Here is a 25,586-nt window from a genome sequence, read left to right as displayed (position 1 = left end):
TGATTCGAAACAATTCACAGAAAGTAGAGCAAAACGATCCCCGTTGCAGCAACTATGACGATGTTCAGCGCCACCAGACCGAAGGCGAAGCGGATCAGGCTGTTTTCTTCCTGGCGGTTGGCACCGGCAAGTCCGGTGATCAATGACAGGATCGACAGCGAGCCAAGTGCGCCATGGCCGGCGGCGCTGTTGACCATTGCCGCCAGCCACGCCCCGTGTTCGCTGCTCAGCGCGGCAATGGACGGCATCACCAGCGTGTTGCCGCCGACGTTGGAGCCGGTGACATAACCGGCAATCCCCGCCAGCAGGGCGATCGTCGGCGCCAGCGAAATACCCGACATGGATTGCAACGCGCTTTGCGCCTCGACAAGGAATCCGGCGTTGACCATCACCTGGGAGAGCAGCAGGAACAGGAAGATTGTCGTGACCGGAAACTTCGCCCGGTTGAACAGCGCTGGCCACGGGAAACCCGCGTCCGCGGTTTGCCTGAACGCCATCAGCACGGTCACGATCAGCAGCGCCAGCCCTGGAGACGCCAGCGGCTTCCATGAAACGTGTTCGCCCCTGACAACCCACAGGCCATCCCAGCCCGACAGCACGAACAGTCCGCGCGACGCCACAATCACTCCCAGCAAGGCCAGATAAGGCCATGCCGCGCTCGGCCAGCGCACCAGTTTTTTCCGTTGCGCCCAGGAGATGCCCAGGCCAACGCAAGCCACGGCCAGCCCGGCCAGCACACCGGAAACTTCCGGGCCGAGCCACAGGTTGACGCCAAACAGCACGGCAACGAACAGGGCAGTCACGACAAGCAGCCCCAGCCACGCTGTCATCTTGCGGATGCCGGCCTGCCACAAGGCCAGCGACGCCAGGCAGAGGAACACTGGCGCGCTGATCAGCGCCGAATGGCTGCCGAGGGTTTGCGCCGGCAAATGCGCCAGCAGGGCACCGATCACCGTTGCCAGACCCAGTGTGCCCCACGGCATGATGACCATGCCGGCGAGGGCAATTTTCATCCCCGATTGGCGAGTGAAAAGCCCCATCAGCAGCGGCACCGTGGCGATCAGCGAAACGCCGAAGCCGGTCATCGCTTCCAGCAGCGGCGCCAGGCCCAGCACGATGAAAATCACCTGCGCCGGGGGTGTCCAGCCGAGTTCCTTGACCCATGCGCCGATGGCCTGCGGTGCACCGCCGCGCTCGACCAGAATGACGAAGGCCAGCCCCGGGACGATGACGCATGCGGTGCTGAGAAACAGGATCGTGGTGTCCTGAAAAATCGCCGAGGAGATCGCCGCCGACACCGGCCCGGCAGCGCCCAGCGCCCACAGCACCAGCACCAGCACGACACCGGCCAGCGCCGCTTGTACCGGCGGACGCCGGAGGATCAGAATCAGCGCGATCACCAGCGCGATCGGTGACATTTGCAGCAAGAGAGAGCTCATAGCGGTTTCCTTGGCTTAATCGTGCGTCTGTCCGCTGTACTCGGTCGCCCGCATGGACGCGCGCTGGCAGAACGTCTGATACCACTGGCTCAGGCGTGCTTGCGCCGAGAAGTCCGAGAGTTGACGGAAAGCGATCCAGTCCAGCGCCGTCGCCAAGGCGATGTGGCCGACGGTGATCGGACCATTGAGGTCGACGTGCTCTTCGATGAAGCGATACGCCTCCTTGAGTTTGTACGCCTGACCCTCGGCGTACGCTGGATAGCGCAGGGCCTCGGGGCGCCGCTCGACTTCCCAGCGCAGCTTGATGCCGACGTCGCACATGCCCTGCGCCAATGCCTGCAGGCGCAGCGCCTTGTAGCGCTCGGGGCCGCTTGCCGGGATGAATTTTCCACCACCGCTCAGGTCATCGAGGTATTCGCAAATCACGATTGAATCAAACAGTGCGCTGTCGTCGGGCAGCATCAGCACCGGCACTTTACCCAAGGGGTTGGCCTGGTAAATGGTCGCGTTCGGTGAAGTCGGGCTGGTCTCGTGATGTATCACCTCAAGGCTCGATGCGATGCCAAGTTCGTGAGCCAGCACCAGTACCTTGCGGGCGTACGGCGAATGCGTCTGATAGTAGAGTTTCATGCGCGAGTTCCTGTCTCAAGGATGGCGGTGGCGACTCGATGGGCGTCCATGAACAGCCGCGAAGGTGCGCCCGCCGAGGTGACGTAGTGGTTGTAATAACAAGAGCCTTCGGCGAGCGGTCCCAGCACCCAGATGTCATGCACCGCTTCGCCGCTGTTCGACCTCGGGTTGCACGCCGCGTCGACATCGATGCCGTCGATGCCCGGCACATCGGTGCGCGGACGCACAAGGCCCAGGCGCGCGAGATCACGCACCGGCGCGCAGTCGCTGTGGGTGACGCCGCTGCTCTGGACGTAACCGGCGACGCGCTTGAAGTGTTCGATAGCCGGGCGTGAGCCCGGCTTGAGGAAGGTCAGCAAACCGGCATCACACAGCGCGAGCAGATCGGCGTGGCGCTCCTTCTGCGGGCCGGCGACCAGACGATTGATCGCCTTGTGCCAGCGGCCATAGAACTGCCGATGCGAATCTTCGGTGAGCCCGTCGAAATCGACCGCCTCACGCAGCCGGTCACGCAAGTCACGCCAGACTTCAATGGCGGCTTTGATCGGCGACGTGCCTCGCCCCAGGCGTGCTTCATGCAAGTCGGCTTCGAGGGTGTCGTAAATCCACGCGTGATAGTTGTACGGCGTCACGCTGTCGGGCAGTGCGTGGCAGATCAGCTCCAGCGGATTGATTGCCCCGGCAATCGCTTCGAACTCGCGCAGCAAAGCTTCGCAGGCGACAACACCTGCTGGGCCGGCAACGCTGACGGTTCTGAGCTGCTCAAGCAGCTGTTGTGGCGCTGAGGGTTTATGCAGAACGGCGACCGCAGCGGCACGCATCTCCAGCAGCATCAGCGGCAGAATGTCCCGTTCGAAATCCAGCCGGCGGTTGTGCGCGTTGAGCCGCAACGACTCGATACGCTCGCTCGTCAGCAGCACAGCGGTGTGGCGCCGGCAGCCAATCAAGCCGTTGGGGCGAGTACGAAAAGGCAGCCCGTCCCGCGACTGAATGAAGATCACCGGCTCCTGACCCGACGGCTGGTAAGTGTGACTGCCATCGGCCATGGGTTTGTAGATCCCGCCTCTGCCAGCCGTCAGCGCCGCCAGGGTGTCCATGGCGCCCAGGCCCAACCCTTCGATCAACACCGTTTCGCCGGGCTCGACGTTGATGAGGCTGCCCGGCAGCGGGTAAACGTTGTCGACCCGGTTCTGCCCCGCCAGGCGCAGGCGTCCGGTGTGGCCGACGGTCAGCACCAGACGATCCACCGTCACCGCAGCGCCGTCGGCGGTTAGCAGAAGGTATTGCTGGTTCTCGTTGCGCTCGACCGCCGTGACCTGATGCCGATGCAGATTGACCGTGACCCAGCCGGGTGCGGTCGTGAGGATCCGCGTGAAGGCGTCGGCCAGATAAGCGCCGAGCAGGTGCCGTGGCAGAAAATCCTCCGGCTCGACGTCGCGACCGTCGGCGGCGAGCAGGCCGCTGTCGGGGTCAACCTTGACGCGCTGTGCTCGGCACCACGCGAGAAAGTCCGGCCCTGGCCGTTCCCGGGCGTCGGTCAGATCACCGAACGCTGCTGCGTCGGGAAATACCCCGAGCTGACCGGCGACGGTGTTGAGCAACAGGTAGTCCGGTTGATCGGGCCAGTGCGCGCCGCTGCCGAGCACGTTGGGCTCGAAGATGTCGATGACCATCGGTTGTTGCGGGCGTTCCTCGGCGCGGCTCAACAGGCGCTCGAATATCGACAATCCGCGCGAACCGCAGCCGACCAGGCCGATGTGTACAGGGGCCTTCACCATCTGCGCTCCTCGCCAAAAAACGACGGGATGGCAATTGCCGTACCGGCCGCCACCGCAATGTCGTGGATCATCCGGCCAATCGCGAGATCGAGAATGCCCATGCCGAATGGCGAATAGATCAGCGGTTTGTCCTGGGCGACATGCAGGTCACCGCGAATCAGCTGCGCCACTGTGCCGGTGACAAAGTCGCGATGGCCGTATTGCTGCTCGGCCAGATGCGGTGAGGTATTGGCCTTCAGGCAATGGGTGATGTCGTCGAAGTAGTTGTAACTTTCCTCGATGATTTCGGCGCCGATATCCCGCAGCGAGATGTTCAGAACAATCTGCCCCGAGCGGAACGTGCCCTGGCTTTTTACGTACGGCTCGCCCGCGCTGGTGGCGAACACCACGATGTCGGCAGTCAGTGCTTCTTCGAGCGACAGCAGGCGTACATCCGGCAGGCCCAGTTGTTCACCAAATTCCGCGAGGGCTTGCGCCGATTCCGCGTTGAGATCGTGAATGCCCACGCTGTCGAAGGACCAGTCGTCGGCGACGAAAGTCTCGAGGATATTTCTTGAGATTACCCCGCCACCAATGATCGAAAGTGTCGCCGCGTGGCGGTTCTGGCCATTCAGCCACCAGGCACCCAATACCGCCGACGCCGCCGTGCGCACGGCACTGATCAGCGCACCTTCGAGCAGGGCGTAGGGGTAACCGGTCTCGGGATCGTTGAGAATCAGCACCGCAGATGCGCGCGGAATGCCTGACTTGATGTTGTCGGGATAACTGGCAATCCACTTGATCCCGGAGACGGATTGATCGCCCTCGCTGTCGACGATGGCCGCCGGCAGCGCAATGATCCGGTTCGCCGGTTGCGCAGGGAAACGCAGGAAATAACTGTCGGGGTTAACGGTTTCGCCACGCTCGTGGGTCAGGTAGGTCTGCGCCACCATGTCGATGGTTGCATGCCGCAGCCCGTTGAGGATGTCTTTGACGACAGCGCCGGGGATGACGTGGAACGGCTGGATCGGATTCTGTGTGGTCATGAGGATTACGCCGAGAGTGCCAGAGCGATTTCAGGGAAAAGGGGCTGCAGTGCGGTTGCGCCGATCCGCTGGGTGACCCAGTCGTCGGAATAGATGGTTTCGAGATAGCGCTCACCCATGTCCGGGGAGATCGCCACCACGACATCGTCGGGCCGGATATGCGGCGCCCACTGGCGGATGCCGGCGAGCACAGTGCCGGTGGAGCCGCCGAAGAGCAGGCCGTAGCGTTGCGCCAGCCAACGGCAGACCTTGATCGTCTGTTCCTCGGGAATCGACAGGAAGTCGTGAATGCCCGACGACTCGAATATCTCCGGCAGGCGGCTGGTGCCGAGCCCCGGGATATGGCGCGTGCCGCCCGGCAGGCCGAACGTCACCGAGCCGACGGTATCGACGGCAATGACTTTGGTCTGCGGATGATGTTCGGCGAAGTAGTTCTTGCAGCCCATCAGCGTGCCGGTGGTGCCCGCGCCGACGAACAGGTAATCCACCTGGGGAAACTTGCGCGCGATGGACCTGGCAGTCGCTTGATAGTGGGCGAGGGGGTTGGTCGGATTCTTGTACTGGTTGAGCCAGATGTAGTCGGTGTTGTCAGCGACCAGTTGTTCGATCAGGCGAATCCGCGAATTCAGATAACCGCCGTTCTCGTCACGCTGATCGACCATGAGCATTTGCGCGCCAAGGGCGTGAATCAGCTTGCGGTTCGGCGCGGAAATATTCGGGTCGATTACGCAAACGAACTGGTAGCCCTTGGCGGCGCAGACCATGGCCAGCGCAACGCCCAGATTCCCCGATGAGGATTCGATGAGGCGCGTCTTGTGGTTGATCAGTCCTCGGACTTCAAGATCAGTGATCAGCGCGTGCGCGGTCTTCAGCTTGATGGAGCCGGCGGGATTCAGTCCTTCGATTTTCAGCTGGATCGTTGCGCTGCAAAGATCGCCGATCTGCACATAACTGTTTTCATTGATGAGTTGCTTGATCATACGTCGTCCGTTTCGCTCTTTTGCCGAGCGCACGGGGGCGCCAGCATTCATCCTGGAATGTTTGAAAAGCACTAACTGCAGTTCGCCTGTGGGTTGGGTTCAGATTTTTTTGCTGGACAGGAAGTGACCTTGCGGGCGACGCCGATCGATTCAAAAAATCAGGGTTTTGCGCTCTGAGGGCTACAGGAGTCCAGAGTGTTGCGGGGCGCAAAGTAGAGCCAGTCATTGGCTCGCCAAGGCTTGCGTGAAGTATTGGCGAAACGCCATCTGCGCGGAGAGATACAGATTTCGGGTTTTTTCCAGTACAGCTGGAATCCGGGTGTATCGAAGGACGAAGAGAGGAGGGGGATCAAATCGCAGGCATAAAAAAACCCTGAATCTTGCGATTCAGGGTTTTCGGTATTTGGTGCCCAGAGACGGAATCGAACCGCCGACACGGGGATTTTCAATCCCCTGCTCTACCGACTGAGCTATCTGGGCAACGGGGCGCATTAAAAGGGTTTTTCGGATTTACGTCAACGACTTTTTGAAAATTTCTTAAATTAATTCCGTCGCTTACGAAATCTGCGGGTTATTCGGCTGGCGGCACGTAGCCTTCGGCCTTGGCGTATTCCTCGCCGGAGAAGTACTTGTCCATTTCGCCCTGCAGGTATTTGCGATCTTCGGCGTTCATCATGTTCAGGCGCTTTTCGTTGATCAGCAGGGTCTGGTGTTTCTGCCAGTCGGCCCAGGCTTTGGCCGAGACGTGGTCGAAAATGTCCTGGCCCTTGGCACCCGGGAAAGGGGCGCGTTCCAGCGCGGGCAGTTCTTCTTTGTACTTGCGGCACATTACGGTGCGGGTCATGGCGATTCTCCTGCATTCAAGACGGCGGCCGCGCGTTCGAGCAAGGTCTTGACCGGGGCAGCAAGGCCCAGGCGCGGCGGGGTGGCGAGGTTATACCAGAGCCAGTCGGCCTCGGCCACGTGATGGCTGGCCTCCTGCACCTGAACCAGCCACGGTTCGATGGACAACTGGAAATGGCTGAAGGTGTGAATCAGGGTCGGCAGCGCCTGCTGCTGGCCCATGGTCAGCGAGTGCTGATCGGCCAGATGTTGCAGATCTTCCAGATCATCCAGCTCCGGCAGGCTCCACAAACCGCCCCACAGTCCCGTCGACGGGCGGCGATAAAGCAGAATCGCACCTTCGCCGTTGGCCAGCATTGGCATCAGCGTGCGTTTCTGCGGGATGGCCTTGCGCGGCTTGGGAATCGGATAACGGGTTTCCAGGCCAAGCATGTGCGCTTCACAGCCACGCTTGAGCGGGCACAGCAGGCAGCTCGGCTTGCTGCGCGTGCAGAGTGTGGCGCCAAGATCCATCATCGCCTGGGTGTAGGCGTTGACCCGATCGTGCGGGGTGAAGCGCTCGGCGTTGGCCCACAGCTGCTTGGCGACTTTCGGTTCGCCGGGGTAGCCCTCTTGCGCGGTGAAGCGCGCCAGTACGCGTTTGACGTTGCCGTCGAGGATTGGCGCGCGCAGGCCCATGCTGATGCTGGCGATCGCCCCGGCGGTGGACAGGCCGATGCCTGGCAGCTCGGTGAGTTTTTCCACGTCACGCGGGAATTCGCCAGCGTACTGGCTGACGACGATCTTCGCGGTCTTCTGCAGATTGCGTGCGCGAGTGTAGTAACCCAACCCGGTCCACAGGTGCAGCACCTCGTCTTCCGGCGCTGCGGCCAGCGCTTGGACTGTTGGCAGCGCCGCCATGAAACGCTCGAAATAGTTGAGCACGGTGCTGACCTGAGTCTGCTGCAACATGATCTCGGACACCCAGACCCGATACGGATTGATGTCCTGCTGCCAAGGCAAGTCGTGGCGGCCATGGCGGTCGAACCACTCCAGCACCGCCGTGGAAAATTGCTCCGCTGTCATCGCTTGAACAGCCCCTTCAACGCGTCTTTCAATTCCGGGCTGACTTTGTCGCCCAGTTTCTCGTCGATCTTTTCGCTGAGTTTGTTGCCGGCCATTTTGCTGGCGACCTGACCAAGACGGTCATTGTCGACACGGCAGGCCTTGGCGCCCAGTTCCAGCGGGCCACGGCAACGCAGTGGCCACTCGATGCCGACGAACTTCTCGCCGACCTGACAGGCCGGGTCGGGCATGGCGCTGGTGTCGCCCTCGACGATGATGCCGACGCGGTAGTCCATGCCGAGCACGCGCAGGTCGATGTCGCCGTCACCGTTGACGGTCATGCCGGGGATGCGCACTTTCAGGTCGGGGTTGCTGGCGACGCCGTTGCGCACGGTCAGGTTGCCCTTGAGCTCTTCGAACGGCGTGTCCTTGCCCCGTGGCTCGCCGCTGAGGGATTTGCGATTGAGGGTGGCGATGCCTTTGCACAATTGCTGTTCAAGGTTGGCGTTGAGCAGCACGCCGTTGTTGATGACGAAACTGGCGTTGCCGTTGAGCGTGTCGATCAGCGCCTGTTGGCTGTTGCCGCTGCCGGTGAGGCTGCTGGTCAGCGTTACCAGACCTTTGACCGGCGGATTCTTGCCTTGGCTTTCGATGATTTTTTCCGCCGGCACGCGGTTGAGCCGGGTCTGCAGGTTGAGCACCGGCGCGCTTGGGCGCACGTCGAGTGTGCCGTTGGCGACGAAGCCGCCGTTGTACAGATCACCGCTCAGGTTAGTCAGCGTCAGCAAGCCGCCCTGGCCGGTGGCTTTGAGCGCGGCGTTCTGGATCGGCAGTTTGTCGAGGGTCAGTTGGCCGAAGGTCAGGTCGGTATCGACGTCGAGTTTGGCCAGGCGTTCGACCGGCAGCAGACGCTCGGTGCTCCAGGCGGTTTTGCTCGGTTTGTCCGGCAGCGGCGTGGTGCCTGCGACGGCGCCAGCCTCGGTGCTGGCGACTTCGGCCTGACGGGTTTGCGTGGCGTTGTTGGCCTGAGCCGATTTCGGTGGCAGGTAGCGGTCGACGTTGAACGTGTCGGCCTTGAGAATCGCGCGCAGCGATTGTTTGGCGAAGTCCTCGATGGCGATGCGGCCGCTGAAGCTGCTGTCATCGAGTTTCAGGTTGATGTTGTCGAACGACAGACTGGTCGGGGTAGCCGCAACGCGGCTGACCAGTTCGACCTTGCTCAGGCTGCCTTCGCCCATCGCCGGCAATGTCTGGCCGATGCTGTCGACGAATTTCGCCAGATCGAACTGGGCAATGGAGATGCCGCCGCTGATCTGTGGCGTCTTGTCGAGGTCGTTGGCTTTCAGCTCGCCCAGGGCGCGCAACTGGTTGGCGGAAATCTTGATGCCGGTCCATTCGGCGACGTTCGCTGCTTTATCCAGCAATAACTGGCCTTGCGCGGAGAAGGTCATGGTCTTGCCTTGCAGCGGATCGCCAGCGAGTTCGCCGGTCAGCTTCAGGTCTTCGAACTTGTAGCGCTGCAAGGCGCGCTCGAAGCGCAGCTCGCCGTTGAGCTCGGTGCGCACGCGCAGCACCGGTTGGTTGGTGCCAAGGAACGCGGTGGCTTTCACCGGGATATTGGTCGAATCGTGTACCGGACCGGTGCTCAGTTGAATGCTTTCGGCACTGAACTGCTTGCCGGTCAGCTCATCGGTGTATTCAACGCGGGCGTTGTTGACGGTCAGGCTGTCGATGTCGAGGCGGATCGGTTGCGCCGGTTTTTCCACGGCGACGGTCGGCTCGCTGGCGGTCGCGCCCGGTGTGGCGGGTGGAGTCGAGCCCGGCTCCACAGGCACCTTGCCGATGTCTTCCCAATTGCCGTGGCCGTTCTTGTCGCGGTTCAGGCGCAGGTTGAGGCCTTCGACGCGCACGTCGCTCATCTGCACTTCGCGGCGCAACAACGGCAGCACGCGCACGGACAGGCCGAGCATCTGCAAGTCGGCAAACGGTTCGGCAGGCTTGGCCAGGGTGGCGACGCTGGCTTCGTGCAGTTCCAGACCAAGCCACGGGAACAGGCTCCAGCCGATATCGCCATTGAGCGTCAGCTCGATGTGGGCCTTGTCGCGGGCTATCTGGCGGATCTCGTCTTTGTAGTCGTTGGGATCGAAGAGGTGGGTCAGGGCAAAACCTGCCGCCACAATGATCAGCAACAGCCCGAGAAGTACCAGACCCAGGATTTTGCCGAACGCTTTCATGGGCGAGTCCTTGTAGTTAGTCGAATTGGTCATATGGCCGGGGAGTATAGCGCTGCCGGCACCCGGTTCGGTGTGGCGTCATCTGCCGAGGGTCGGCGGCGGCACCTGCAACTTCGCCACAGGGCCTGCGCTTGAGGATGCCCGGCGGGCGCCAGTGGGTGCAATCCGGCCCCCGCTTGCGACGCCATTTTTTGCGCTTGGTTCACCCGTCGTTCAGTCACGCCCAGGCGACGTGTAACTTTTCACACGCATAAATGGGACAAGTAGCAAACGGCGTGGTGCCTTTGCAGACGCGGGGTTGGCAGCTTCCCGAGTCGTACGAGAACAGATGACTTGAAAAAAGGTGATATCAGTTTGGTTTTTCTGTCACCTGAGAATGGTAACCTTCGCCAGTTCGTCCGCCCGTCTGCGACTTAACGTCGCGCCTTCAAGGAGCTTCACCTAAAAAAACGGTCATGCCTGCGTGCATAAGGCCGAGGGTGAGCAGTGGCTGGCGAACCATACTAACAATTGGGGGATACACAATGAGCACGAGCATCACGGCGGACGGCCTCAAAGCCGACCAGCCTGCGTTCCTGTCCAAGGAACGCATCATCGCCAAGCCCGGTTTCAACCGTTGGCTGGTTCCACCGGCCGCTTTGGCCATTCACCTGTGCATCGGCATGGCCTACGGCTTCTCGGTGTTCTGGTTGCCGCTGTCCAAGGCGCTGGGCGTTACCGCGCCGGTGGCTTGCGCGCCGGACATGAGCTTCATCGCACAGGTATTTTCGTCGAACTGCGACTGGCCGATCTCCATGCTCGGCTGGATCTACACGCTGTTCTTCATCTTCCTCGGCTGCTCGGCAGCGATCTGGGGTGGCTGGCTGGAACACGCCGGGCCTCGTAAAGCGGGCGTGGTCTCGGCCTTGTGCTGGTGCGGCGGTCTGCTGATTTCCGCGCTGGGTATCTATACCCACCAGATCTGGCTGATGTGGATCGGCTCCGGCGTGATCGGCGGTATCGGTCTGGGCCTGGGCTATATCTCGCCGGTGTCGACCCTGATCAAGTGGTTCCCGGACAAGCGCGGCATGGCGACCGGCATGGCGATCATGGGCTTCGGTGGCGGCGCGATGGTCGGTGCACCGTTGGCGACTGCGCTGATGAGCCACTTCGCATCGCCAGAAGGCGTGGGCGTATGGCAGAGCTTCGTGGCCATGGCGGCCATTTACTTCGTGTTCATGATCGGTGGCGCATTGTCCTACCGCGTGCCGCCAACCGGCTGGAAACCTGAAGGCTGGACCGCTCCGGCGAAGAAAGCTTCCAACGCCATGATCACCAACCGTCACGTTCACGTGAATGTAGCGTGGAAAACTCCGCAATTCCGTCTGGTCTGGCTGGTGCTGTGCCTGAACGTGTCGGCGGGTATCGGCATCCTCGGCATGGCTTCGCCACTGTTGCAGGAAGTGTTCGGCGGCAAACTGCTGGGCGTCGATGTGCCGTTCGGTCAGCTCGACGCTGGCCAACTGGCCTCGATCGCGGCGATCGCAGCGGGCTTCACCGGTCTGCTGAGCCTGTTCAACATCGGAGGCCGGTTCTTCTGGGCTTCGTTCTCGGACTACCTGGGGCGCAAGAACACTTACTTCGTGTTCTTCGCGCTGGGTTTTGCCCTGTACGCGCTGATTCCGAACATGGGCCATCTGGGCAACGTTGCGCTGTTCGTGGCGGCGTTCTGCATCATCCTGTCGATGTACGGCGGTGGTTTTGCCACCGTTCCGGCGTATCTGGCCGACCTGTTCGGTACACAGATGGTCGGTGCGATCCACGGTCGTCTGCTGACTGCCTGGGCCGCTGCCGGGGTGCTCGGTCCGGTGCTGGTGAACTACCTGCGTGAGTATCAGTTGAGCATCGGCGTGGAACGCGCTGCCGCTTACGACATCACCCTGTACATCCTCGCCGGCCTGCTGGTGCTGGGCTTCCTGTGCAATCTGATGGTCCGTCCGGTGGCCGACAAGTACTTCATGACCGACGCCGAACTGGCTGCCGAACAGGCACTGGGCCACGACAAGGGTGCTGATGCCAGCACCGTTCTGGAGTGGAAAGCGGCGCCGGGCACCAAGCCTCTGGCGATCGCTGCCTGGCTGGTGGTGGGTATTCCGCTGGCGTGGGGTGTGTGGGTGACCCTGCAGAAGACGGCGGTACTGTTTCACTAAGGTGTTAGCTGAATAAACACCGAACCTGTGGGAGCGAGCCTGCTCGCGAAGACGGAGCACCAGTCGACATCCATGTTGGCTGGCGTGCCGCATTCGCGAGCAGGCTCGCTCCCACATTTGTTTATGGCATGCCTGTACTGGCTTGTATGGACATGTCTACCCGCGACAGCCGGGCGTTCTATCCGTCAGGCATCTCACCTCTCGTGTTTCTGTTTGCCTCCTGCGTGCCTATAATGGCTGCCTTTTTCGCCCAATGATTTTGCGGAGCTGGTGATGGCCGAACGTAAGGCGTCTGTCGAGCGCGACACTCTGGAAACCCAGATCAAAGCCTCGATCAACCTTGATGGCACCGGAAAGGCCCGATTCGATATCGGTGTACCTTTTCTTGAGCACATGCTGGATCAGATTGCCCGTCACGGGTTGATCGACCTGGATATCGAATGCAAGGGCGATCTGCATATCGACGACCACCATACGGTGGAAGACGTCGGTATCACCCTCGGCCAGGCGTTCGCCAAAGCCATCGGCGACAAAAAAGGCATCCGTCGCTACGGCCATGCCTACGTGCCGCTCGATGAAGCGCTGTCGCGCGTGGTGATCGATTTCTCCGGTCGCCCGGGCCTGCAGATGCACGTGCCGTACACCCGCGCTACCGTCGGCGGTTTCGACGTTGACCTGTTCCAGGAGTTTTTCCAGGGCTTCGTCAACCACGCGCTGGTCAGCGTGCACATCGACAATCTGCGCGGCACCAACACTCACCACCAGATCGAAACCGTGTTCAAGGCTTTCGGCCGCGCGCTGCGCATGGCTGTCGAGCTGGACGAGCGCATGGCCGGGCAAATGCCGTCGACCAAAGGCGTTCTGTAATGCAGACGGTTGCAGTTATCGACTACGGCATGGGCAATCTGCACTCGGTGGCCAAAGCGCTCGAGCACGTCGGCGCCGGCAAGGTGCTGATTACCAGCGACGCGAACGTGATTCGAGAAGCCGACCGTGTGGTATTCCCGGGTGTTGGCGCGATTCGCGATTGCATGGCGGAGATCCGTCGCCTCGGCTTCGATTCGCTGGTCCGTGAGGTCAGCCAGGATCGGCCGTTCCTCGGCATCTGTGTCGGCATGCAAGCCCTGCTCGATACCAGCGAAGAGAACGCCGGCGTCGACTGCATCGGCCTGTTTCCGGGCGCGGTGAAATTCTTCGGCAAGGATCTGCACGAAGATGGCGAGCACCTGAAGGTCCCGCACATGGGCTGGAACGAGGTGAAGCAGAACATCAGTCACCCGCTGTGGCATGACATCCCGGATCTGGCACGTTTCTACTTCGTGCACAGCTACTATATCGCCGCCGCCAATGCGCGTCAGGTGGTAGGCAGCGGTCATTACGGTGTCGATTTCGCCGCAGCGCTGGCCGACGGTTCGCGTTTCGCCGTGCAGTTCCACCCGGAGAAAAGCCATACCCACGGCCTGCAACTGCTGCAGAACTTCGCTGCGTGGGACGGTCGCTGGTAAATGGCTGTCAAGAAATCCAGACCGCCGATTCTGACCCTCACTCCCGAGCAGGAGAGCGAGGCCAATCGCAAGATTCAGCGGTTCATGGAAGACCGTTTCGAACTGGACCTGGGTTCGTTCGAGGCGGCGGAAATTCTTGAGCTGTTTACCCGCGAGATTGCTCCGCACTATTACAACAGGGCGATTTTCGATGTGCAGACCCACCTCAAGGAACGGTTTGAAAGCATCGAAAGCGACCTGTGGGCGCTCGAAAAAAGCAGCTGAAAGCTACAAGCTTCAAGCTGCAAGAGTGAAACGAACACACGCATGCTTGCAGCTTATGGCTTGCAGCTTGCCGCTCTTTTGACGAAGGAAAAAGCATGCTGATTATTCCCGCTATCGATCTCAAAGACGGTGCCTGCGTACGTCTGCGCCAGGGCCGCATGGAAGATTCCACTGTGTTCTCCGATGACCCGGTGAGCATGGCTGCCAAGTGGGTAGAGGGCGGTTGCCGCCGTCTGCATCTGGTCGACCTCAACGGCGCGTTCGAAGGCCAGCCGGTCAACGGCGAAGTGGTCACCGCGATCGCCAAGCGCTACCCGACCCTGCCGATCCAGATCGGTGGCGGCATCCGTTCCCTGGAAACCATTGAGCATTACGTCAAGGCCGGCGTCAGCTACGTGATCATCGGCACCAAAGCCGTAAAAGATCCGGCGTTCGTTGCTGAAGCCTGCCGTGCGTTTCCGGGCAAGATCATTGTCGGTCTGGATGCCAAAGACGGTTTCGTCGCCACCGACGGCTGGGCTGAGATCAGCACCGTGCAGGTCATTGACCTGGCCAAGCAGTTCGAAGCCGACGGCGTGTCCTCGATCGTTTATACCGACATCGCCAAAGACGGCATGATGCAGGGCTGCAACGTACCGTTCACCGCTGCGCTGGCCGCTGCCACCAGGATTCCGGTGATCGCTTCCGGCGGCATCCATAACCTGGGTGACATCAAGTCGCTGCTCGACGCCAAGGCACCGGGCATCATCGGCGCGATTACCGGCCGGGCGATCTACGAAGGCACTCTCGACGTCGCCGAAGCGCAAGCTTTCTGCGATTCGTACCAAGGCTGAGGACTGACCATGGCGCTGGCCAAACGCATCATCCCTTGCCTGGACGTGGACAACGGCCGGGTCGTCAAGGGTGTGAAATTCGAGAACATCCGCGACGCCGGTGACCCGGTGGAAATCGCCCGTCGCTACGACGAGCAGGGCGCCGACGAGATTACCTTTCTCGACATCACCGCCAGCGTCGATGGCCGTGACACCACGCTGCATACCGTCGAGCGCATGGCCAGCCAGGTATTCATCCCGCTGACCGTCGGCGGTGGTGTGCGTACCGTGCAGGACATCCGCAACCTGCTCAATGCAGGCGCGGACAAAGTGTCGATCAACACCGCCGCCGTGTTCAATCCGGAGTTCGTTGGCGAAGCCGCGCAGCATTTCGGCTCGCAGTGCATCGTCGTTGCCATCGACGCCAAGAAAGTCTCCGGTCCCGGCGAAACCCCGCGCTGGGAAATTTTCACCCACGGCGGGCGCAAGCCGACCGGCCTCGACGCGGTCGAGTGGGCGAAGAAAATGGAAGGCCTCGGTGCTGGCGAAATCCTCCTGACCAGCATGGATCAGGACGGCATGAAAAACGGCTTCGACCTCGGCGTGACCCGCGCCATCAGCGACGCGCTGGGCATTCCGGTGATCGCTTCCGGTGGCGTCGGCAATTTGCAGCATCTGGCCGACGGCATTCTCGAAGGCCATGCCAGTGCGGTGCTGGCGGCAAGTATTTTCCACTTCGGCGAATACACCGTGCAGGAAGCCAAGGCCTACATGTCGCATCGCGGCATCGTCATGCGCTAAAGCGTACAGGCCAGTGGACAGCATGGCGCGCCCAAGGCACTCTTGGGCACGCCATGGATTCCGGTAGCCCGACATGATCAAACGCCTGCTTGTTGTTCTCGCCAGCGCCTCGTTGTTGTTCATCAGCAATGCCCGGGCCGAAACCAGTCCCGACACCGATCTGGTGCTGCTCACCGAGAACTTCCCGCCGTACAACATGGCGAAGAACGGCAAGAATTTCGCCCAGGGCGACAACATCAACGGCATTGCCACGGACATCGTTCGCGAGATGTTCCAGCGCGCCGGCCTCACTTACAGCCTGACCCTGCGTTTCCCCTGGGAGCGTGTCTACAAACTCGCCCTGGAGAATCCCGGCTACGGGGCCTTCGTCATGGCGCGCCTGCCCGATCGCGAAAGACTGTTCAAATGGGTCGGCCCAATCGGCCCGGACGACTGGATCCTGCTGGCCAAGTCTGACAGCAAGATCACCCTCGAAACCCTCAATGATGCGCGCAAATACAAGATCGGCGCCTACAAGGGCGATGCGATTGCCGAGACACTCACCAAGCAAGGCCTCAAACCAGTGGTGGTGCTGCGCGATCAGGACAACGCTAAAAAGCTGCTCAATGGCCAGATCGATCTGTGGGCCACGGGTGATCCTGCCGGCCGTTATCTGGCACGGCAGGATGGCGTGACCGGTCTGAAGACCGTGCTGCGCTTCAACAGCGCCGAGTTGTACCTGGCGCTGAACAAGGATGTTTCCGATGAGGTCGTCGCCAGGTTGCAGACCGCGCTGGATCAGTTGCGCAAGGAAGGCGTGGTCGATGAAATCATGGCGCGCTATCTGTAACGGCTGACTCCTCGGGCTCTGGCAGGGAGGTGCTGATTTCGCCCTCGGTCGCAGGCGCAAGCACAGTCTGATCTTCGACCGCCTCTGGCTCCGAAGCGACGATGATTGCAGGCTCGGTGGGTGCGTACTGGCTGATGTGCAGGCTATTGCCATCGGTGTAGCTGAAACCTTCCGTCACTGACGTACCGTCTGCGCGCACCAGGCTGTATTCGCTCTGCGCCAGATAAGCCGCCACGGAGCGGTTTTTGTCCACCACCGCAATCACTTCGATGGTCGCTGTATTGAGCCATTCATTCGAATGCAGTTCGCATTGGGTGAAATCGTGGCCCAGCCGTGCGGAAAACATCAGCGCGCCGTGCTGACGGGTTTGCCATTGGGCGCCGAATTCGATGGATGTGGTCTGGGTGAAAGTACGCAAGCCGCCAGTACGCTGGGCACGAGGCGCGTTCCATCTGAATATCTGGCTGTCGTTGCCACTGTTGCGTGCGTGACCGACGAGGATGTAGCGATCCTTGCGTTCAAGCAGATAGAAGGGCGAGTGACGCCATTGCTCAGCGGCGGTGTAACGCGGATCGTTGACCGTGAACCAGGGGAGGCTGGCGGTGTAAGTCGCATCGTCCGTTGCCTCTACAGGTGTTGGCGTCTCGCCGCACAGCACCGGTGGCGATGGGCGTGTAGACATCTGCAGGCCGATCTGCAAGCGCAAGCAGTAGACCGGGAAACTGGCGGGTCGGGTGTAGTCACTCAGGCTGAAAAAACTGCCCGATGCCAAGTAGACTTCGCCCGGCAAAGCGGCTGGAGGAACGGCGCTCCAGGTGCTGACGCGCTGTCGGGCCTTGCTGCCCTTGTCGTCCCAGAGCAGATCGGTGGTATTCGACGCGATCACCAGGTCTTCGCGAACGCAGCGCACCGCGTTGAGCGACGGTTTTTCATGATCGTTCGAGCACACCGACCCCAGCGCTACGTAGCCTGCGGGAGCTAGCGGTCGCCAGATCGACAGATCTCTTTTCGAGCCTGATCCGGAGTCCTTCCAGACCAGCTCGTAATCATCGGGACGTCGCAGTGCCCTGCCTTTGGTGGGGTCAGTGCTGGCAATGTCTGCCTCACAAACAACAGCGACCACGCGCTCGCCGTTGATGTTGCCAACGCCTCTGGTGACGAAGTCGCCCAAGGGGAAATAACCGGGCAGCGCGTCGGGAGCCGGAGTCGGGCGCCAGAACGACGCGGGTCTGGCCGACAAACCGGTGGTATCCCAGATGCGCAGAAATTCTGTTGTGAAGTTGATCAGCAGGTTATCGATGCGGATCGGTTCAGTCCGCCCAACGGGCGGGACAATCGGGGCATTGCTTGTCATGGGCACTCCTGATAGTTGAAAGCGACTCAAAGGAGCCGCGACCTGTTGCAGGTCTCACTATCCGGAAGGGGGAGGGTCGTTCGGTGGTAACTATGTATTGCAACGTGATCGGGTTTTACCGGTAAACGCCGTCCTTGCCATGCCCGGCCATGGCGCGGTTGCTGCGCACGCTGATCATCTGCCTGATATCGATCCAGTCGATGCCTTGCGCTTTGAGTCTGGGTAATTCGCGCTCCAGCACCGCCAGGGTCTGCGGATACGGATGGCCGATCATCACCGCTGAGCCCTGTTTGTGCGCCAGGGTGATCGCGGTCTGCAACTGATTGGCAATGGCCGCTTCGGTGCGCTCATCATCGAGAAACACGTCTCTGGAAACGCTGGCCAGATCGATTTTCTGCGCCTGTTGCGCAGCGACCGTTTGAGCGCTGGTGCGGCTGTCGACGAAGAACTTGTGCCGACGCTGCAATTCGCCCATCAACCACGCCATGGCCGCAGGCTGCGCGGTCATGCGGCTGCCCATGTGATTGTTGATGCCGGCGGTGAACGGGACTTTTTCAAACGCGGCATTCAGGCGTTTCTGCAGCTCTTCGATGGGCAGTTCGGGGTGCCAGGCGTACGGCCCGGTGGCCGGATCCATGGGCATGTGCAGGATGACGATCTTGCCGGCGCGATGGGCTTCGCGGGCAAATTCGCTGGCGTGGGGGGTGTCGGGCATGATCGCCGCCGTGACCGGGCCGGGCAGGGCGAGCACGCGACGATCCCGGGGCAGGTTCTGCCCCAGGTCATCGATGATCAATGTCAGGTAGGCTTTGTGCGGCGAGGAGCTGGCGGGCTCTGCTTGGGCAAAACCCGCCAGACAGCACAACAGGACGCAGAGTGCGCGGAGCAACATCCTCAGCGGCCGGAGGTGATGCTCAGGCCTTTGAGCAGGCTCAGGGCCTGGGCCAGCTGGTAATCGTCATCCTGCGGCATCGCTTTGGCCTTGCCGCCGGAACCGCTCGGTTTGTCGGCGCCGCCGTTGCCGTTGCCCAAATGACCTTGCAGATCGGCTTCCTTGAAGTATTCGCTGTCGGCTTCGTTGGTGATCTTCGCGCGGCGCACTTCGATGTCCGGCACGATGCCCTGAGCCTGGATCGAGCGGCCGTTCGGCGTGAAATACAGCGCGGTGGTGATCTTCAGCGCGCGGTCGTTGTTCAGCGGCAGCACGGTCTGCACCGAACCCTTGCCGAAACTGGTGGTGCCCATGACCACGGCACGCTTCTGGTCCTGCAGGGCGCCGGCGACGATTTCCGAAGCCGAGGCACTGCCACCGTTGATCAGCACGACCATCGGCACCGCTTCGCTTTCGTCCTTGCCGGTGGCGGAGAAGCGCAATTCGGAGTTGGCAATGCGGCCCTTGGTGTAGACGATCAGGCCTTTGGTGATGAAGTGGTCGACCACTTCCACTGCCGATTGCAGTACGCCGCCCGGGTTGTTGCGCAGGTCGAGAATGATGCCGTTGAGCTTCTTGCCGTTGTCCTTGCGCAGTTTGGCCAGAGCCTTGGAGACTTCTTCGCCGGTCTTGACCTGGAACTGGGTGATGCGGATGTAGCCGTAGCCCGATTCCAGCAGTTGCGCCTTGACGCTTTTCACCTGAATCACTGCACGGGCCAGGGTCACATCGAACGGCGTGCCGCCATCGCGAACCAGGGTCAGGGTGATTTTCTGGCCGATCTTGCCGCGCATCTTGTCGACGGCTTCGGTCATGGTCTGGCCGCGGGTTGGCTGGCCGTTGATCTTGACGATGAAGTCGCCAGCCTGAATGCCGGCCTTCGACGCCGGGGTGTCGTCGATCGGCGAGACAACCTTGATGAAGCCGTCCTCGGCGCCGACTTCGATGCCCAGGCCGCCGAATTCACCGCTGGTGCTTTCCTGCAGCTCGGTGAAATCTTCCGGGCCAAGGTAGGCCGAATGCGGATCGAGGTTGCTGAGCATGCCCTTGATCGCGTTTTCCAGCAGAGTCTTGTCGTCCACAGGCTCGACGTACGCGGCTTTGATCCGGTCCATGACCTCGGCGAAGGTGCGCAGCTCTTCCAGCGGCAACGGCGCCTTGGCGGTCGCGGCAGTGCCTGCCGGAGCGACGGTCGGGGCCGGTTGTGCGGCGAACGCCAGAGGCGCGCCGATCACCAGGGCGATCGTCAGGGCCAGCGAGGTAAGGCGGGACAAATGCAGCATGTCGAACGAACTCCTGAATTAGATGGTGCGCTTATCCTTGCGCACGACACCATTGCGCCGGATCACTCGGGTGACCCTGCTGACGAATTGCGAAATACAGCGCTGGCGTGTCCTGACCGCCACTGTTACCGACAGTGGAAATCGACTCGCCAGCCTTGACCACATCACCCGCCGACTTGAGCAGCGTCTGGTTGTGGCCGTATAGACTCAGAAAACCGTTGCCATGATCGAGGATCACCAGCAAACCGGCACCGCGCAGCCAATCGGCGAACACCACGCGCCCGCCGTGTACGGCGTGCACCTGGCTGCCGGCGGAAGCGCTGATCATCACGCCATCCCACTTGGTGCGGGCGTCGTCGCCACGGCTTTCACCGAAGCGTGCGAGTAATCGACCATCAACCGGCCACGGAAGTTTTCCCCGGGTTGCAGCAAATGGCCCGCCAAAGGTTTCGCCGCTGCTCGATACCAGCGCGCCGGGGCTTGATCTGGCGGGTTTTCGTGGGGCGTCGCTGTTTTCAGCCTGCGCCTCACGCAAACGCTTTTTTTCCGCTTCCTGCTGGGCGATCAGCGCTTTCTGCCGCGCTTCTTCTGCCTCACGAGCCTGACGGGCCAGGGTTTCTTCAATGGTTTTAAGGACTTTAGACAGGTCTGCCTGATCCTGCTCGCGGGCGGCGAGTTTCTGGTCGCGGGCCTTGACGTCGTCATTGAGTCTGGCAAGGACCTGCTGGCGTTCCTTGCGGACTTTCTCGAGTGCTTCGCGCTGAGTGTCGAGGTCGCTTTTCTGCACCAGCAACTGCGCTTGCTGCAGGCCGATGTCTTTTTCGACATTGGCCAACTGGCGCAGGGTTTCGTTGAAGTTCTTCAACTGCTCCAGGCGTGCCTGGCTCAGGTAGTCGTAATAGGTGAGGGTGCGGGCGAACTTCTCGGGGTTCTGCTGATTGAGCAGCAGCTTGAGGTATTCCTGGCGGCCGTTCTGGTACGCCGCTCGGGCCTGAATGGCGATCAGTCGCTGCTGTTCAGTGCGCGCGCTCTGGAGTTTTTTTTTCTCTGCATCGAGCCGCTGTAGCTCGGATTCGCTTTTCTGCAGTTCTTTCTGCAGCGCGTCGACCTGCTTCTGCAGCTTGCCCATCTCGGTTTCAGTGCCCTTGAGCTCTTTCTGCACGCCGGACTTTTCTTCCTGCAGCTTGCCCAGGAGTTTTTTCAGCTCGGCGATATCCTGACGCGTGGCGTCCAACTGCTGTTGGGTTTGCGCGCGCTCGTCGGCGAAGGCCGGCTGGAGCAGACAGGTCAGAGCAAGGGCGATCAGGACGCGAAGCATAGGGGCGGGCGGCACCAGGGTAGAGGACGGCCTAGTATGCCCGCCCGAGGCTGCAAAAAAAACGCCCAATTGGGGCTGTGTGATAACTGGACAGAAAAACACTCCACACCAATGCAGGAGTGACCTGTGGCGAGGGGATTTATCCCCGTTCGGCTGCGCAGCAGTCGTAAAACCAGCACATGCGGTGTACCAGAGACACCGTGGTGTTCGATTTCAGGGCGGCTGCGTCACCCAGCGGGACGGTGCGACGGTTCGCTAAATCCCCTCGCCACAAAGTCATTTGCAACAGGTTTCGCCGTTTTCTGGATTCGCGTTACACCAGGATCGAAGTCCCGGTCATCTCCGCCGGTTTTTCCAGACCCAACAGCATCAGCATGGTCGGCGCTACGTCCGCCAGCACGCCGCCTTCGCGCACTTTCAGGTCGCGTTTGCCGACGTAGATGAACGGCACCGGCTCGGTGGTGTGCGCGGTGTGCGCCTGACCGGTGGATTCATCAGCCATTTGCTCGACGTTGCCGTGGTCAGCGGTGATCAGTGCTTCGCCGCCGACCTTTTCCAGCGCCTCGACGATGCGACCGACGCAGGTGTCGAGGCACTCGACCGCTTTCACCGCCGCGTCGAAGACACCGCTGTGGCCGACCATGTCGCCGTTGGCGTAGTTGACCACGATCACGTCGTAGCGCTGGTTTTCGATGGCGTCGACGATACGGTCAGTGACTTCCGGGGCGCTCATTTCCGGCTGCAAGTCATAAGTCGCGACTTTCGGCGACGGGATCAGGATGCGCTCTTCGCCCGGGAACGGTTCTTCACGACCGCCGGAGAAGAAGAAGGTCACGTGGGCGTATTTTTCGGTTTCAGCGATGCGCAGCTGGGTCTTGCCGTTTTTCGCCAGATAATCACCAAGAACGTTTTCCAGGCTGCCGGCAGCGAAGGCCGACGGTGCCGGAATGCTTGCGGCGTACTGGGTCAGCATGACGAAACCGGCCAGTTTTGGCTGGCGCGCGCGCGCGAAGTCCTTGAAATCGTCTTCGACGAACACGCGGGTCAGCTCGCGGGCGCGGTCGGCACGGAAGTTCATGAACACCACGGCGTCGCCGTCTTCAACTTTTACCGGCTCACCGATGGAAGTGGCTTTGACGAATTCGTCGCTTTTGCCACGGGCGTAGGCGGCTTCAAGACCTTCCTGAGCGGTGGCGGCGTTGAATTCGCCGTTGCCGTCGACGATCAGGTTGTAGGCCTGGGCGACGCGATCCCAACGGTTGTCACGGTCCATGGCGAAATAGCGGCCGATGATGCTGGCGATCCGGCCTTTGCCGAGGGCCTGGAAAGTCGCGTCGAGCAGTTCGATCGACGAAGCGGCGCTTTTCGGCGGCGTGTCGCGGCCATCGAGGAAGGCGTGCAGGTAGATTTTTTCAGCGCCGCGCTTGAAGGCCAGTTCGGCCATGGCGATCAGGTGATCCTGGTGGCTGTGCACGCCGCCATCGGACAGCAGGCCCATGAAATGCACGGCTTTGCCGGCGGCCACGGCTTTATCCACAGCGGCGCAGATGGTCGGGTTTTCGAAGAATTCGCCGTCGCGGATCGCTTTGGTCACACGGGTGAAGTCCTGATACACCACGCGCCCGGCGCCGAGGTTCATGTGGCCGACTTCGGAGTTGCCCATCTGGCCGTCCGGCAGGCCGACGTCCATGCCGCTGCCCGAAATCAAGCCGTTCGGCACCGTGGCCCACAGACGATCCAGCACAGGTTTCTTCGCCGCGAACACGGCATTGGATTCGGGGCTGTCGCTGTGACCGAAGCCGTCGAGAATCATCAGGACCAAAGGTTTGGGCGTAGTCGTCATGGAATCCACTCGTGGCTGATAAAGAAGAGGGCGATGGAAAACGGAGTTGGAGTTTAAAGCGAAGTTCCGACCGCGTCACCGCCGGACGGGGTTTGGCCGACCATAGTGGCTGTGTATACTGGCCGACATTTTAACGCCCTGGAACCTCCTTCGATGGTTGCTCACCTGATTGAATTTGCCACTAACCACTACATTCTTGTCGGTATCTTCGTCGTACTTCTGGCTCTGTTGCTGGCGCACACGATGCAGGGCGGCGGCAAAAGCCTGAGCACCGGCGAGCTGACCGCACTGGTCAATAAAGACGCAGGCGTGGTGGTGGACATCCGTCCGGCCAAGGATTATGCCGCTGGCCACATCGTCGGCGCGGTGAACATCCCGCAAGACAAACTGGCTGCCCGCGTCGGCGAGCTGGAAAAGCACAAGGCCAAGACCATCATTCTGGTCGACGCCCTCGGTCAGACCGCCGGTACTCACGCCCGCGAGCTGATGAAGTCCGGCTTCACCGCCGCCAAGCTGTCCGGCGGGATTTCCAGCTGGAAAGGCGACAACCTGCCGCTGGTGAAATGACATGAGCGAAGTCATCGTCTACTCCAGCGATTACTGCCCTTACTGCTCGCGCGCCAAGCATCTGCTCGCCAGCAAAGGCGTGGCCTTCGAAGAGATCAAGGTCGATGGCAAGCCGCAGCTGCGTGCCGAAATGACCAAAAAGGCCGGGCGCACGTCCGTGCCGCAGATCTGGATCGGCGCAAAGCACATCGGCGGTTGCGATGATTTATACGCCCTGGAGCGCGCCGGCAAACTCGACGCGCTGCTCAAGGGCTGAACGGCTGCACCCACGTACAGCACTCCCTAAAAGACCCAAGATCGATAAGGATCTGAGATGACTGACCAACAGAACACTGCAGCCAGCGAAGAAGAAACCGCACCGCAATTTTCCTTGCAGCGCATCTACGTACGCGACCTGTCCTTCGAAGCCCCGAAAAGCCCGGCGATCTTCCGCCAGCAGTGGGATCCGGCGGTCGGTCTGGATCTGAACACTCGCCAGAAAGCGCTGGAAGGCGATTTCTACGAAGTGGTGCTGACTCTTTCCGTCACCGTGAAAAACGGTGAAGAAGTGGCCTTCATCGCTGAAGTGCAACAGGCCGGTATCTTCCTGATCAAGAATCTGGACGCGGCTTCGATGAGCCACACCTTAGGTGCGTTCTGCCCGAACATCCTGTTCCCGTACGCCCGCGAAACCCTGGACAGCCTGGTTACCCGTGGCTCGTTCCCGGCGCTGATGCTGGCCCCGGTGAACTTCGATGCCCTGTACGCGCAAGAGCTGCAGCGCATGCAGGAAAGCGGCGAGACCCCGACCGTTCAGTAAGACGGTTCAGCAATACCCCATGTGGGAGCGAGCCTGCTCGCGAAAGCGGTCTGTCAGACACATCAATGTTGACTGACACTCCGTAATCGCGAGCAGGCTCGCTCCCACATTTGTTTTGCGGCGTTATTTGAAGTCGTTCTGCCGCCACGCTTCGTACACGGCGACCGCCACGGTGTTGGACAGGTTCAGGCTGCGGCAGCCTTCGCGCATCGGCAGGCGCAGGCGCTGTTCGGCGGGCAGGGCGTCGAGCACGTCCGCTGGCAGGCCACGGCTTTCCGGGCCGAACAGAAACGCATCGCCGGGCACGAACGCGGCATCATGGAACGGCCGCGAACCCTTGGTGGTGAAGGCGAACACGCGGGGGTTGCCCAGACTTTCCAGACAACTGGCCAGGTCAGCGTGACGCTGCAACGTGGCATATTCGTGGTAGTCGAGACCGGCACGGCGCAGGCGCTTGTCGTCCATCTCGAAACCCAGTGGTTCGATCAAATGCAGGTGGCAGCCGCTGTTGGCGCACAGCCTGATAACGTTGCCGGTGTTCGGCGGAATTTCTGGTTGAAAAAGGATGACGTGAAACATGCACGGCTCCGAAGGTAAAGATGAGCGGCATTCTACGCCGCCTGTGGACAACCGTTCGAAACTATTCCCGCGAGTCATCGGCTCGCTGGCGATTGTCGGCTTGATGATCGGCTTGATGATCGGCCGGCTGACCACGCCGGATCCGAGCGTGCTGGAGCAGGTCGAGGTGACCGATGGCGGCCTGGTGGTGTGGTTCAACAATGAGCCGAAGCTGCACGGCGAGATTATCGACGGCACCGTCGCGCTGCTGTTTCAGGCCGAAGGTCGGCCGCAGAAGGGCCAGCTCAGGCTCAACGGCAAGGACGTCAACTGGCGCACGCGCAAAAGCGATGGAGGGTTATTGCTGACGGTGCTGGCAGCGCGCCCGTTGCAGGGCGACTGGGTTGGCAGCGAGGTCGATGATCGTTGGCGGCTGGAGATCCGCTTGAGCGAGCCCTAGGGGCAAGTCCTCATCACTGGGGCGCGCTCCGACACTGTTTGAGGTCGTTTCCCACTGCGGCCGTCTCCCTTTCCCATCTCCAGCACGTGCTCGTGCACGC

25 protein-coding genes, 1 tRNA gene and 1 pseudogene are annotated in these 25,586 nt (G+C 61.2%); 11 read left to right on the top strand and 16 right to left on the bottom strand.

The window, feature by feature from the left end:
* Window positions 1-14 precede the first annotated feature (14 nt).
* From QMX86_RS07675 to QMX86_RS07630, 10 genes and pseudogenes are all read right to left on the bottom strand, one after another.
* A complete protein-coding gene (locus tag QMX86_RS07675; protein WP_282384485.1) occupies window positions 15-1,439 on the bottom strand; it encodes an L-lactate permease in 1,425 nt (474 codons plus the stop codon).
* Window positions 1,440-1,454: 15 nt separating this feature from the next.
* The gene (locus QMX86_RS07670; protein WP_122747948.1) at window positions 1,455-2,069 is read right to left on the bottom strand and encodes a glutathione S-transferase; all 615 of its coding nucleotides are present in this window, start codon (window positions 2,067-2,069) and stop codon (window positions 1,455-1,457) included.
* Window positions 2,066-3,847 (bottom strand): FAD/NAD(P)-binding domain-containing protein, encoded by a 1,782-nt coding sequence (locus QMX86_RS07665; protein ID WP_282384486.1) that lies wholly within the window; start codon window positions 3,845-3,847, stop codon window positions 2,066-2,068. Before QMX86_RS07665 ends, QMX86_RS07670 begins: the two co-directional genes overlap by 4 nt.
* Complete coding sequence (sbnB, locus tag QMX86_RS07660; protein ID WP_151551232.1) at window positions 3,841-4,872, bottom strand: 2,3-diaminopropionate biosynthesis protein SbnB; 1,032 nt, start codon at window positions 4,870-4,872, stop codon at window positions 3,841-3,843. Before sbnB ends, QMX86_RS07665 begins: the two co-directional genes overlap by 7 nt.
* A gap of 5 nt (window positions 4,873-4,877) precedes the next feature.
* Complete coding sequence (gene sbnA, locus QMX86_RS07655; RefSeq protein WP_282384487.1) at window positions 4,878-5,852, bottom strand: 2,3-diaminopropionate biosynthesis protein SbnA; 975 nt, start codon at window positions 5,850-5,852, stop codon at window positions 4,878-4,880.
* A gap of 404 nt (window positions 5,853-6,256) precedes the next feature.
* Window positions 6,257-6,332, bottom strand: a tRNA-Phe gene (locus QMX86_RS07650).
* Window positions 6,333-6,423: 91 nt separating this feature from the next.
* Window positions 6,424-6,696 (bottom strand): oxidative damage protection protein, encoded by a 273-nt coding sequence (locus QMX86_RS07645; RefSeq protein ID WP_016772129.1) that lies wholly within the window; start codon window positions 6,694-6,696, stop codon window positions 6,424-6,426.
* The gene (gene mutY / locus QMX86_RS07640; RefSeq protein WP_122881258.1) at window positions 6,693-7,760 is read right to left on the bottom strand and encodes an A/G-specific adenine glycosylase; all 1,068 of its coding nucleotides are present in this window, start codon (window positions 7,758-7,760) and stop codon (window positions 6,693-6,695) included. Before mutY ends, QMX86_RS07645 begins: the two co-directional genes overlap by 4 nt.
* Entirely contained in the window at window positions 7,757-9,973 is a 2,217-nt protein-coding gene (locus QMX86_RS07635) for an AsmA family protein (RefSeq protein ID WP_071174107.1), read from the bottom strand. Before QMX86_RS07635 ends, mutY begins: the two co-directional genes overlap by 4 nt.
* A gap of 78 nt (window positions 9,974-10,051) precedes the next feature.
* Window positions 10,052-10,266, bottom strand: a pseudogene (locus QMX86_RS07630) (aspartate 1-decarboxylase autocleavage activator PanM); the annotation flags it as partial.
* 231 nt (window positions 10,267-10,497) lie between these two features.
* Between QMX86_RS07630 and QMX86_RS07625 the strand changes: the two are divergent.
* The 7 genes from QMX86_RS07625 to QMX86_RS07595 all read left to right on the top strand — a co-directional run bounded on the left by QMX86_RS07625 (window position 10,498) and on the right by QMX86_RS07595 (window position 16,373).
* Entirely contained in the window at window positions 10,498-12,162 is a 1,665-nt protein-coding gene (locus QMX86_RS07625) for an OFA family MFS transporter (RefSeq protein ID WP_016772126.1), read from the top strand.
* Window positions 12,163-12,435: 273 nt separating this feature from the next.
* Window positions 12,436-13,029, top strand: a complete 594-nt coding sequence (hisB, locus tag QMX86_RS07620; protein ID WP_016772125.1) for an imidazoleglycerol-phosphate dehydratase HisB — start codon at window positions 12,436-12,438, stop codon at window positions 13,027-13,029.
* A complete protein-coding gene (gene hisH, locus QMX86_RS07615; protein WP_016772124.1) occupies window positions 13,029-13,667 on the top strand; it encodes an imidazole glycerol phosphate synthase subunit HisH in 639 nt (212 codons plus the stop codon). The genes hisB and hisH overlap by 1 nt, the downstream gene beginning before the upstream one ends.
* Window positions 13,668-13,931, top strand: a complete 264-nt coding sequence (locus tag QMX86_RS07610; RefSeq protein WP_071174108.1) for a DUF2164 domain-containing protein — start codon at window positions 13,668-13,670, stop codon at window positions 13,929-13,931.
* A gap of 95 nt (window positions 13,932-14,026) precedes the next feature.
* On the top strand, window positions 14,027-14,764 hold the full coding sequence (gene hisA, locus QMX86_RS07605; protein ID WP_056787231.1) for a 1-(5-phosphoribosyl)-5-[(5-phosphoribosylamino)methylideneamino]imidazole-4-carboxamide isomerase: 738 nt from the start codon (window positions 14,027-14,029) through the stop codon (window positions 14,762-14,764).
* Between the two features lie 9 nt (window positions 14,765-14,773).
* A complete protein-coding gene (gene hisF / locus QMX86_RS07600) occupies window positions 14,774-15,544 on the top strand; it encodes an imidazole glycerol phosphate synthase subunit HisF (RefSeq protein WP_016772122.1) in 771 nt (256 codons plus the stop codon).
* 73 nt (window positions 15,545-15,617) lie between these two features.
* Window positions 15,618-16,373, top strand: a complete 756-nt coding sequence (locus QMX86_RS07595; RefSeq protein ID WP_282386538.1) for an ABC transporter substrate-binding protein — start codon at window positions 15,618-15,620, stop codon at window positions 16,371-16,373.
* Here QMX86_RS07595 and QMX86_RS07590 read toward each other — a convergent pair.
* The 5 genes from QMX86_RS07590 to gpmI form a co-directional block, all read right to left on the bottom strand.
* Window positions 16,354-17,727, bottom strand: coding sequence for a Vps62-related protein (locus QMX86_RS07590; protein WP_110644810.1), 1,374 nt, complete (start codon window positions 17,725-17,727; stop codon window positions 16,354-16,356). The genes QMX86_RS07595 and QMX86_RS07590 overlap by 20 nt on opposite strands.
* Window positions 17,728-17,842: 115 nt before the next feature.
* On the bottom strand, window positions 17,843-18,619 hold the full coding sequence (locus QMX86_RS07585) for a divergent polysaccharide deacetylase family protein (protein ID WP_122611099.1): 777 nt from the start codon (window positions 18,617-18,619) through the stop codon (window positions 17,843-17,845).
* Between the two features lie 2 nt (window positions 18,620-18,621).
* Window positions 18,622-19,941 carry a S41 family peptidase gene (locus QMX86_RS07580; RefSeq protein WP_039756590.1) on the bottom strand — a complete coding sequence of 440 codons (1,320 nt, stop codon included), beginning with the start codon at window positions 19,939-19,941 and terminating at the stop codon, window positions 18,622-18,624.
* A 31-nt stretch (window positions 19,942-19,972) separates the two neighbouring features.
* On the bottom strand, window positions 19,973-21,259 hold the full coding sequence (locus QMX86_RS07575) for a murein hydrolase activator EnvC (RefSeq protein WP_056787238.1): 1,287 nt from the start codon (window positions 21,257-21,259) through the stop codon (window positions 19,973-19,975).
* A 313-nt stretch (window positions 21,260-21,572) separates the two neighbouring features.
* Complete coding sequence (gene gpmI / locus QMX86_RS07570; RefSeq protein ID WP_282386540.1) at window positions 21,573-23,102, bottom strand: 2,3-bisphosphoglycerate-independent phosphoglycerate mutase; 1,530 nt, start codon at window positions 23,100-23,102, stop codon at window positions 21,573-21,575.
* A gap of 153 nt (window positions 23,103-23,255) precedes the next feature.
* On the opposite strand from gpmI, the gene QMX86_RS07565 reads away from it, so the two are divergent.
* Genes QMX86_RS07565 through secB form a run of 3 tightly spaced genes read left to right on the top strand, consistent with a single transcriptional unit; the run spans window position 23,256 to window position 24,468 of the window.
* Window positions 23,256-23,669, top strand: coding sequence for a rhodanese-like domain-containing protein (locus QMX86_RS07565; protein WP_016772116.1), 414 nt, complete (start codon window positions 23,256-23,258; stop codon window positions 23,667-23,669).
* Between the two features lies 1 nt (window position 23,670).
* Window positions 23,671-23,925: a glutaredoxin 3 gene (grxC, locus tag QMX86_RS07560; RefSeq protein WP_016772115.1), complete on the top strand. Its 255-nt coding sequence runs from the start codon at window positions 23,671-23,673 to the stop codon at window positions 23,923-23,925.
* A gap of 57 nt (window positions 23,926-23,982) precedes the next feature.
* The gene (gene secB / locus QMX86_RS07555) at window positions 23,983-24,468 is read left to right on the top strand and encodes a protein-export chaperone SecB (RefSeq protein WP_016772114.1); all 486 of its coding nucleotides are present in this window, start codon (window positions 23,983-23,985) and stop codon (window positions 24,466-24,468) included.
* Between the two features lie 123 nt (window positions 24,469-24,591).
* Here secB and QMX86_RS07550 read toward each other — a convergent pair whose 3' ends face one another.
* Window positions 24,592-25,047: a tRNA (cytidine(34)-2'-O)-methyltransferase gene (locus QMX86_RS07550; protein WP_016772113.1), complete on the bottom strand. Its 456-nt coding sequence runs from the start codon at window positions 25,045-25,047 to the stop codon at window positions 24,592-24,594.
* On the opposite strand from QMX86_RS07550, the gene QMX86_RS07545 reads away from it, so the two are divergent.
* Entirely contained in the window at window positions 25,046-25,486 is a 441-nt protein-coding gene (locus QMX86_RS07545; RefSeq protein WP_071174114.1) for a hypothetical protein, read from the top strand. The genes QMX86_RS07550 and QMX86_RS07545 overlap by 2 nt on opposite strands.
* The last annotated feature ends 100 nt before the right edge of the window (window positions 25,487-25,586 follow it).

Source organism: Pseudomonas sp. PS01270, assembly GCF_029959775.1.
GTDB lineage: Bacteria > Pseudomonadota > Gammaproteobacteria > Pseudomonadales > Pseudomonadaceae > Aquipseudomonas > Aquipseudomonas atacamensis.
The sequence above is the reverse complement of the archived record's forward strand: the minus strand, read 5'-3'. Positions and strand labels throughout refer to the sequence as shown.

What these genes read in the sequence shown, in the direction of transcription:
- QMX86_RS07675 (WP_282384485.1), bottom strand. Translation starts at nt 1,439, where the DNA reads ATGAGCTCTCTCTTGCTGCAAATGTCACCGATCGCGCTGGTGATCGCG.
- QMX86_RS07670 (WP_122747948.1), bottom strand. Translation starts at nt 2,069, where the DNA reads ATGAAACTCTACTATCAGACGCATTCGCCGTACGCCCGCAAGGTACTG.
- QMX86_RS07665 (WP_282384486.1), bottom strand. Translation starts at nt 3,847, where the DNA reads ATGGTGAAGGCCCCTGTACACATCGGCCTGGTCGGCTGCGGTTCGCGC.
- sbnB (WP_151551232.1), bottom strand. Translation starts at nt 4,872, where the DNA reads ATGACCACACAGAATCCGATCCAGCCGTTCCACGTCATCCCCGGCGCT.
- sbnA (WP_282384487.1), bottom strand. Translation starts at nt 5,852, where the DNA reads ATGATCAAGCAACTCATCAATGAAAACAGTTATGTGCAGATCGGCGAT.
- QMX86_RS07645 (WP_016772129.1), bottom strand. Translation starts at nt 6,696, where the DNA reads ATGACCCGCACCGTAATGTGCCGCAAGTACAAAGAAGAACTGCCCGCG.
- mutY (WP_122881258.1), bottom strand. Translation starts at nt 7,760, where the DNA reads ATGACAGCGGAGCAATTTTCCACGGCGGTGCTGGAGTGGTTCGACCGC.
- QMX86_RS07635 (WP_071174107.1), bottom strand. Translation starts at nt 9,973, where the DNA reads ATGAAAGCGTTCGGCAAAATCCTGGGTCTGGTACTTCTCGGGCTGTTG.
- QMX86_RS07625 (WP_016772126.1), top strand. Translation starts at nt 10,498, where the DNA reads ATGAGCACGAGCATCACGGCGGACGGCCTCAAAGCCGACCAGCCTGCG.
- hisB (WP_016772125.1), top strand. Translation starts at nt 12,436, where the DNA reads ATGGCCGAACGTAAGGCGTCTGTCGAGCGCGACACTCTGGAAACCCAG.
- hisH (WP_016772124.1), top strand. Translation starts at nt 13,029, where the DNA reads ATGCAGACGGTTGCAGTTATCGACTACGGCATGGGCAATCTGCACTCG.
- QMX86_RS07610 (WP_071174108.1), top strand. Translation starts at nt 13,668, where the DNA reads ATGGCTGTCAAGAAATCCAGACCGCCGATTCTGACCCTCACTCCCGAG.
- hisA (WP_056787231.1), top strand. Translation starts at nt 14,027, where the DNA reads ATGCTGATTATTCCCGCTATCGATCTCAAAGACGGTGCCTGCGTACGT.
- hisF (WP_016772122.1), top strand. Translation starts at nt 14,774, where the DNA reads ATGGCGCTGGCCAAACGCATCATCCCTTGCCTGGACGTGGACAACGGC.
- QMX86_RS07595 (WP_282386538.1), top strand. Translation starts at nt 15,618, where the DNA reads ATGATCAAACGCCTGCTTGTTGTTCTCGCCAGCGCCTCGTTGTTGTTC.
- QMX86_RS07590 (WP_110644810.1), bottom strand. Translation starts at nt 17,727, where the DNA reads ATGACAAGCAATGCCCCGATTGTCCCGCCCGTTGGGCGGACTGAACCG.
- QMX86_RS07585 (WP_122611099.1), bottom strand. Translation starts at nt 18,619, where the DNA reads ATGTTGCTCCGCGCACTCTGCGTCCTGTTGTGCTGTCTGGCGGGTTTT.
- QMX86_RS07580 (WP_039756590.1), bottom strand. Translation starts at nt 19,941, where the DNA reads ATGCTGCATTTGTCCCGCCTTACCTCGCTGGCCCTGACGATCGCCCTG.
- QMX86_RS07575 (WP_056787238.1), bottom strand. Translation starts at nt 21,259, where the DNA reads ATGCTTCGCGTCCTGATCGCCCTTGCTCTGACCTGTCTGCTCCAGCCG.
- gpmI (WP_282386540.1), bottom strand. Translation starts at nt 23,102, where the DNA reads ATGACGACTACGCCCAAACCTTTGGTCCTGATGATTCTCGACGGCTTC.
- QMX86_RS07565 (WP_016772116.1), top strand. Translation starts at nt 23,256, where the DNA reads ATGGTTGCTCACCTGATTGAATTTGCCACTAACCACTACATTCTTGTC.
- grxC (WP_016772115.1), top strand. Translation starts at nt 23,671, where the DNA reads ATGAGCGAAGTCATCGTCTACTCCAGCGATTACTGCCCTTACTGCTCG.
- secB (WP_016772114.1), top strand. Translation starts at nt 23,983, where the DNA reads ATGACTGACCAACAGAACACTGCAGCCAGCGAAGAAGAAACCGCACCG.
- QMX86_RS07545 (WP_071174114.1), top strand. Translation starts at nt 25,046, where the DNA reads ATGCACGGCTCCGAAGGTAAAGATGAGCGGCATTCTACGCCGCCTGTG.
- QMX86_RS07550 (WP_016772113.1), bottom strand. Translation starts at nt 25,047, where the DNA reads ATGTTTCACGTCATCCTTTTTCAACCAGAAATTCCGCCGAACACCGGC.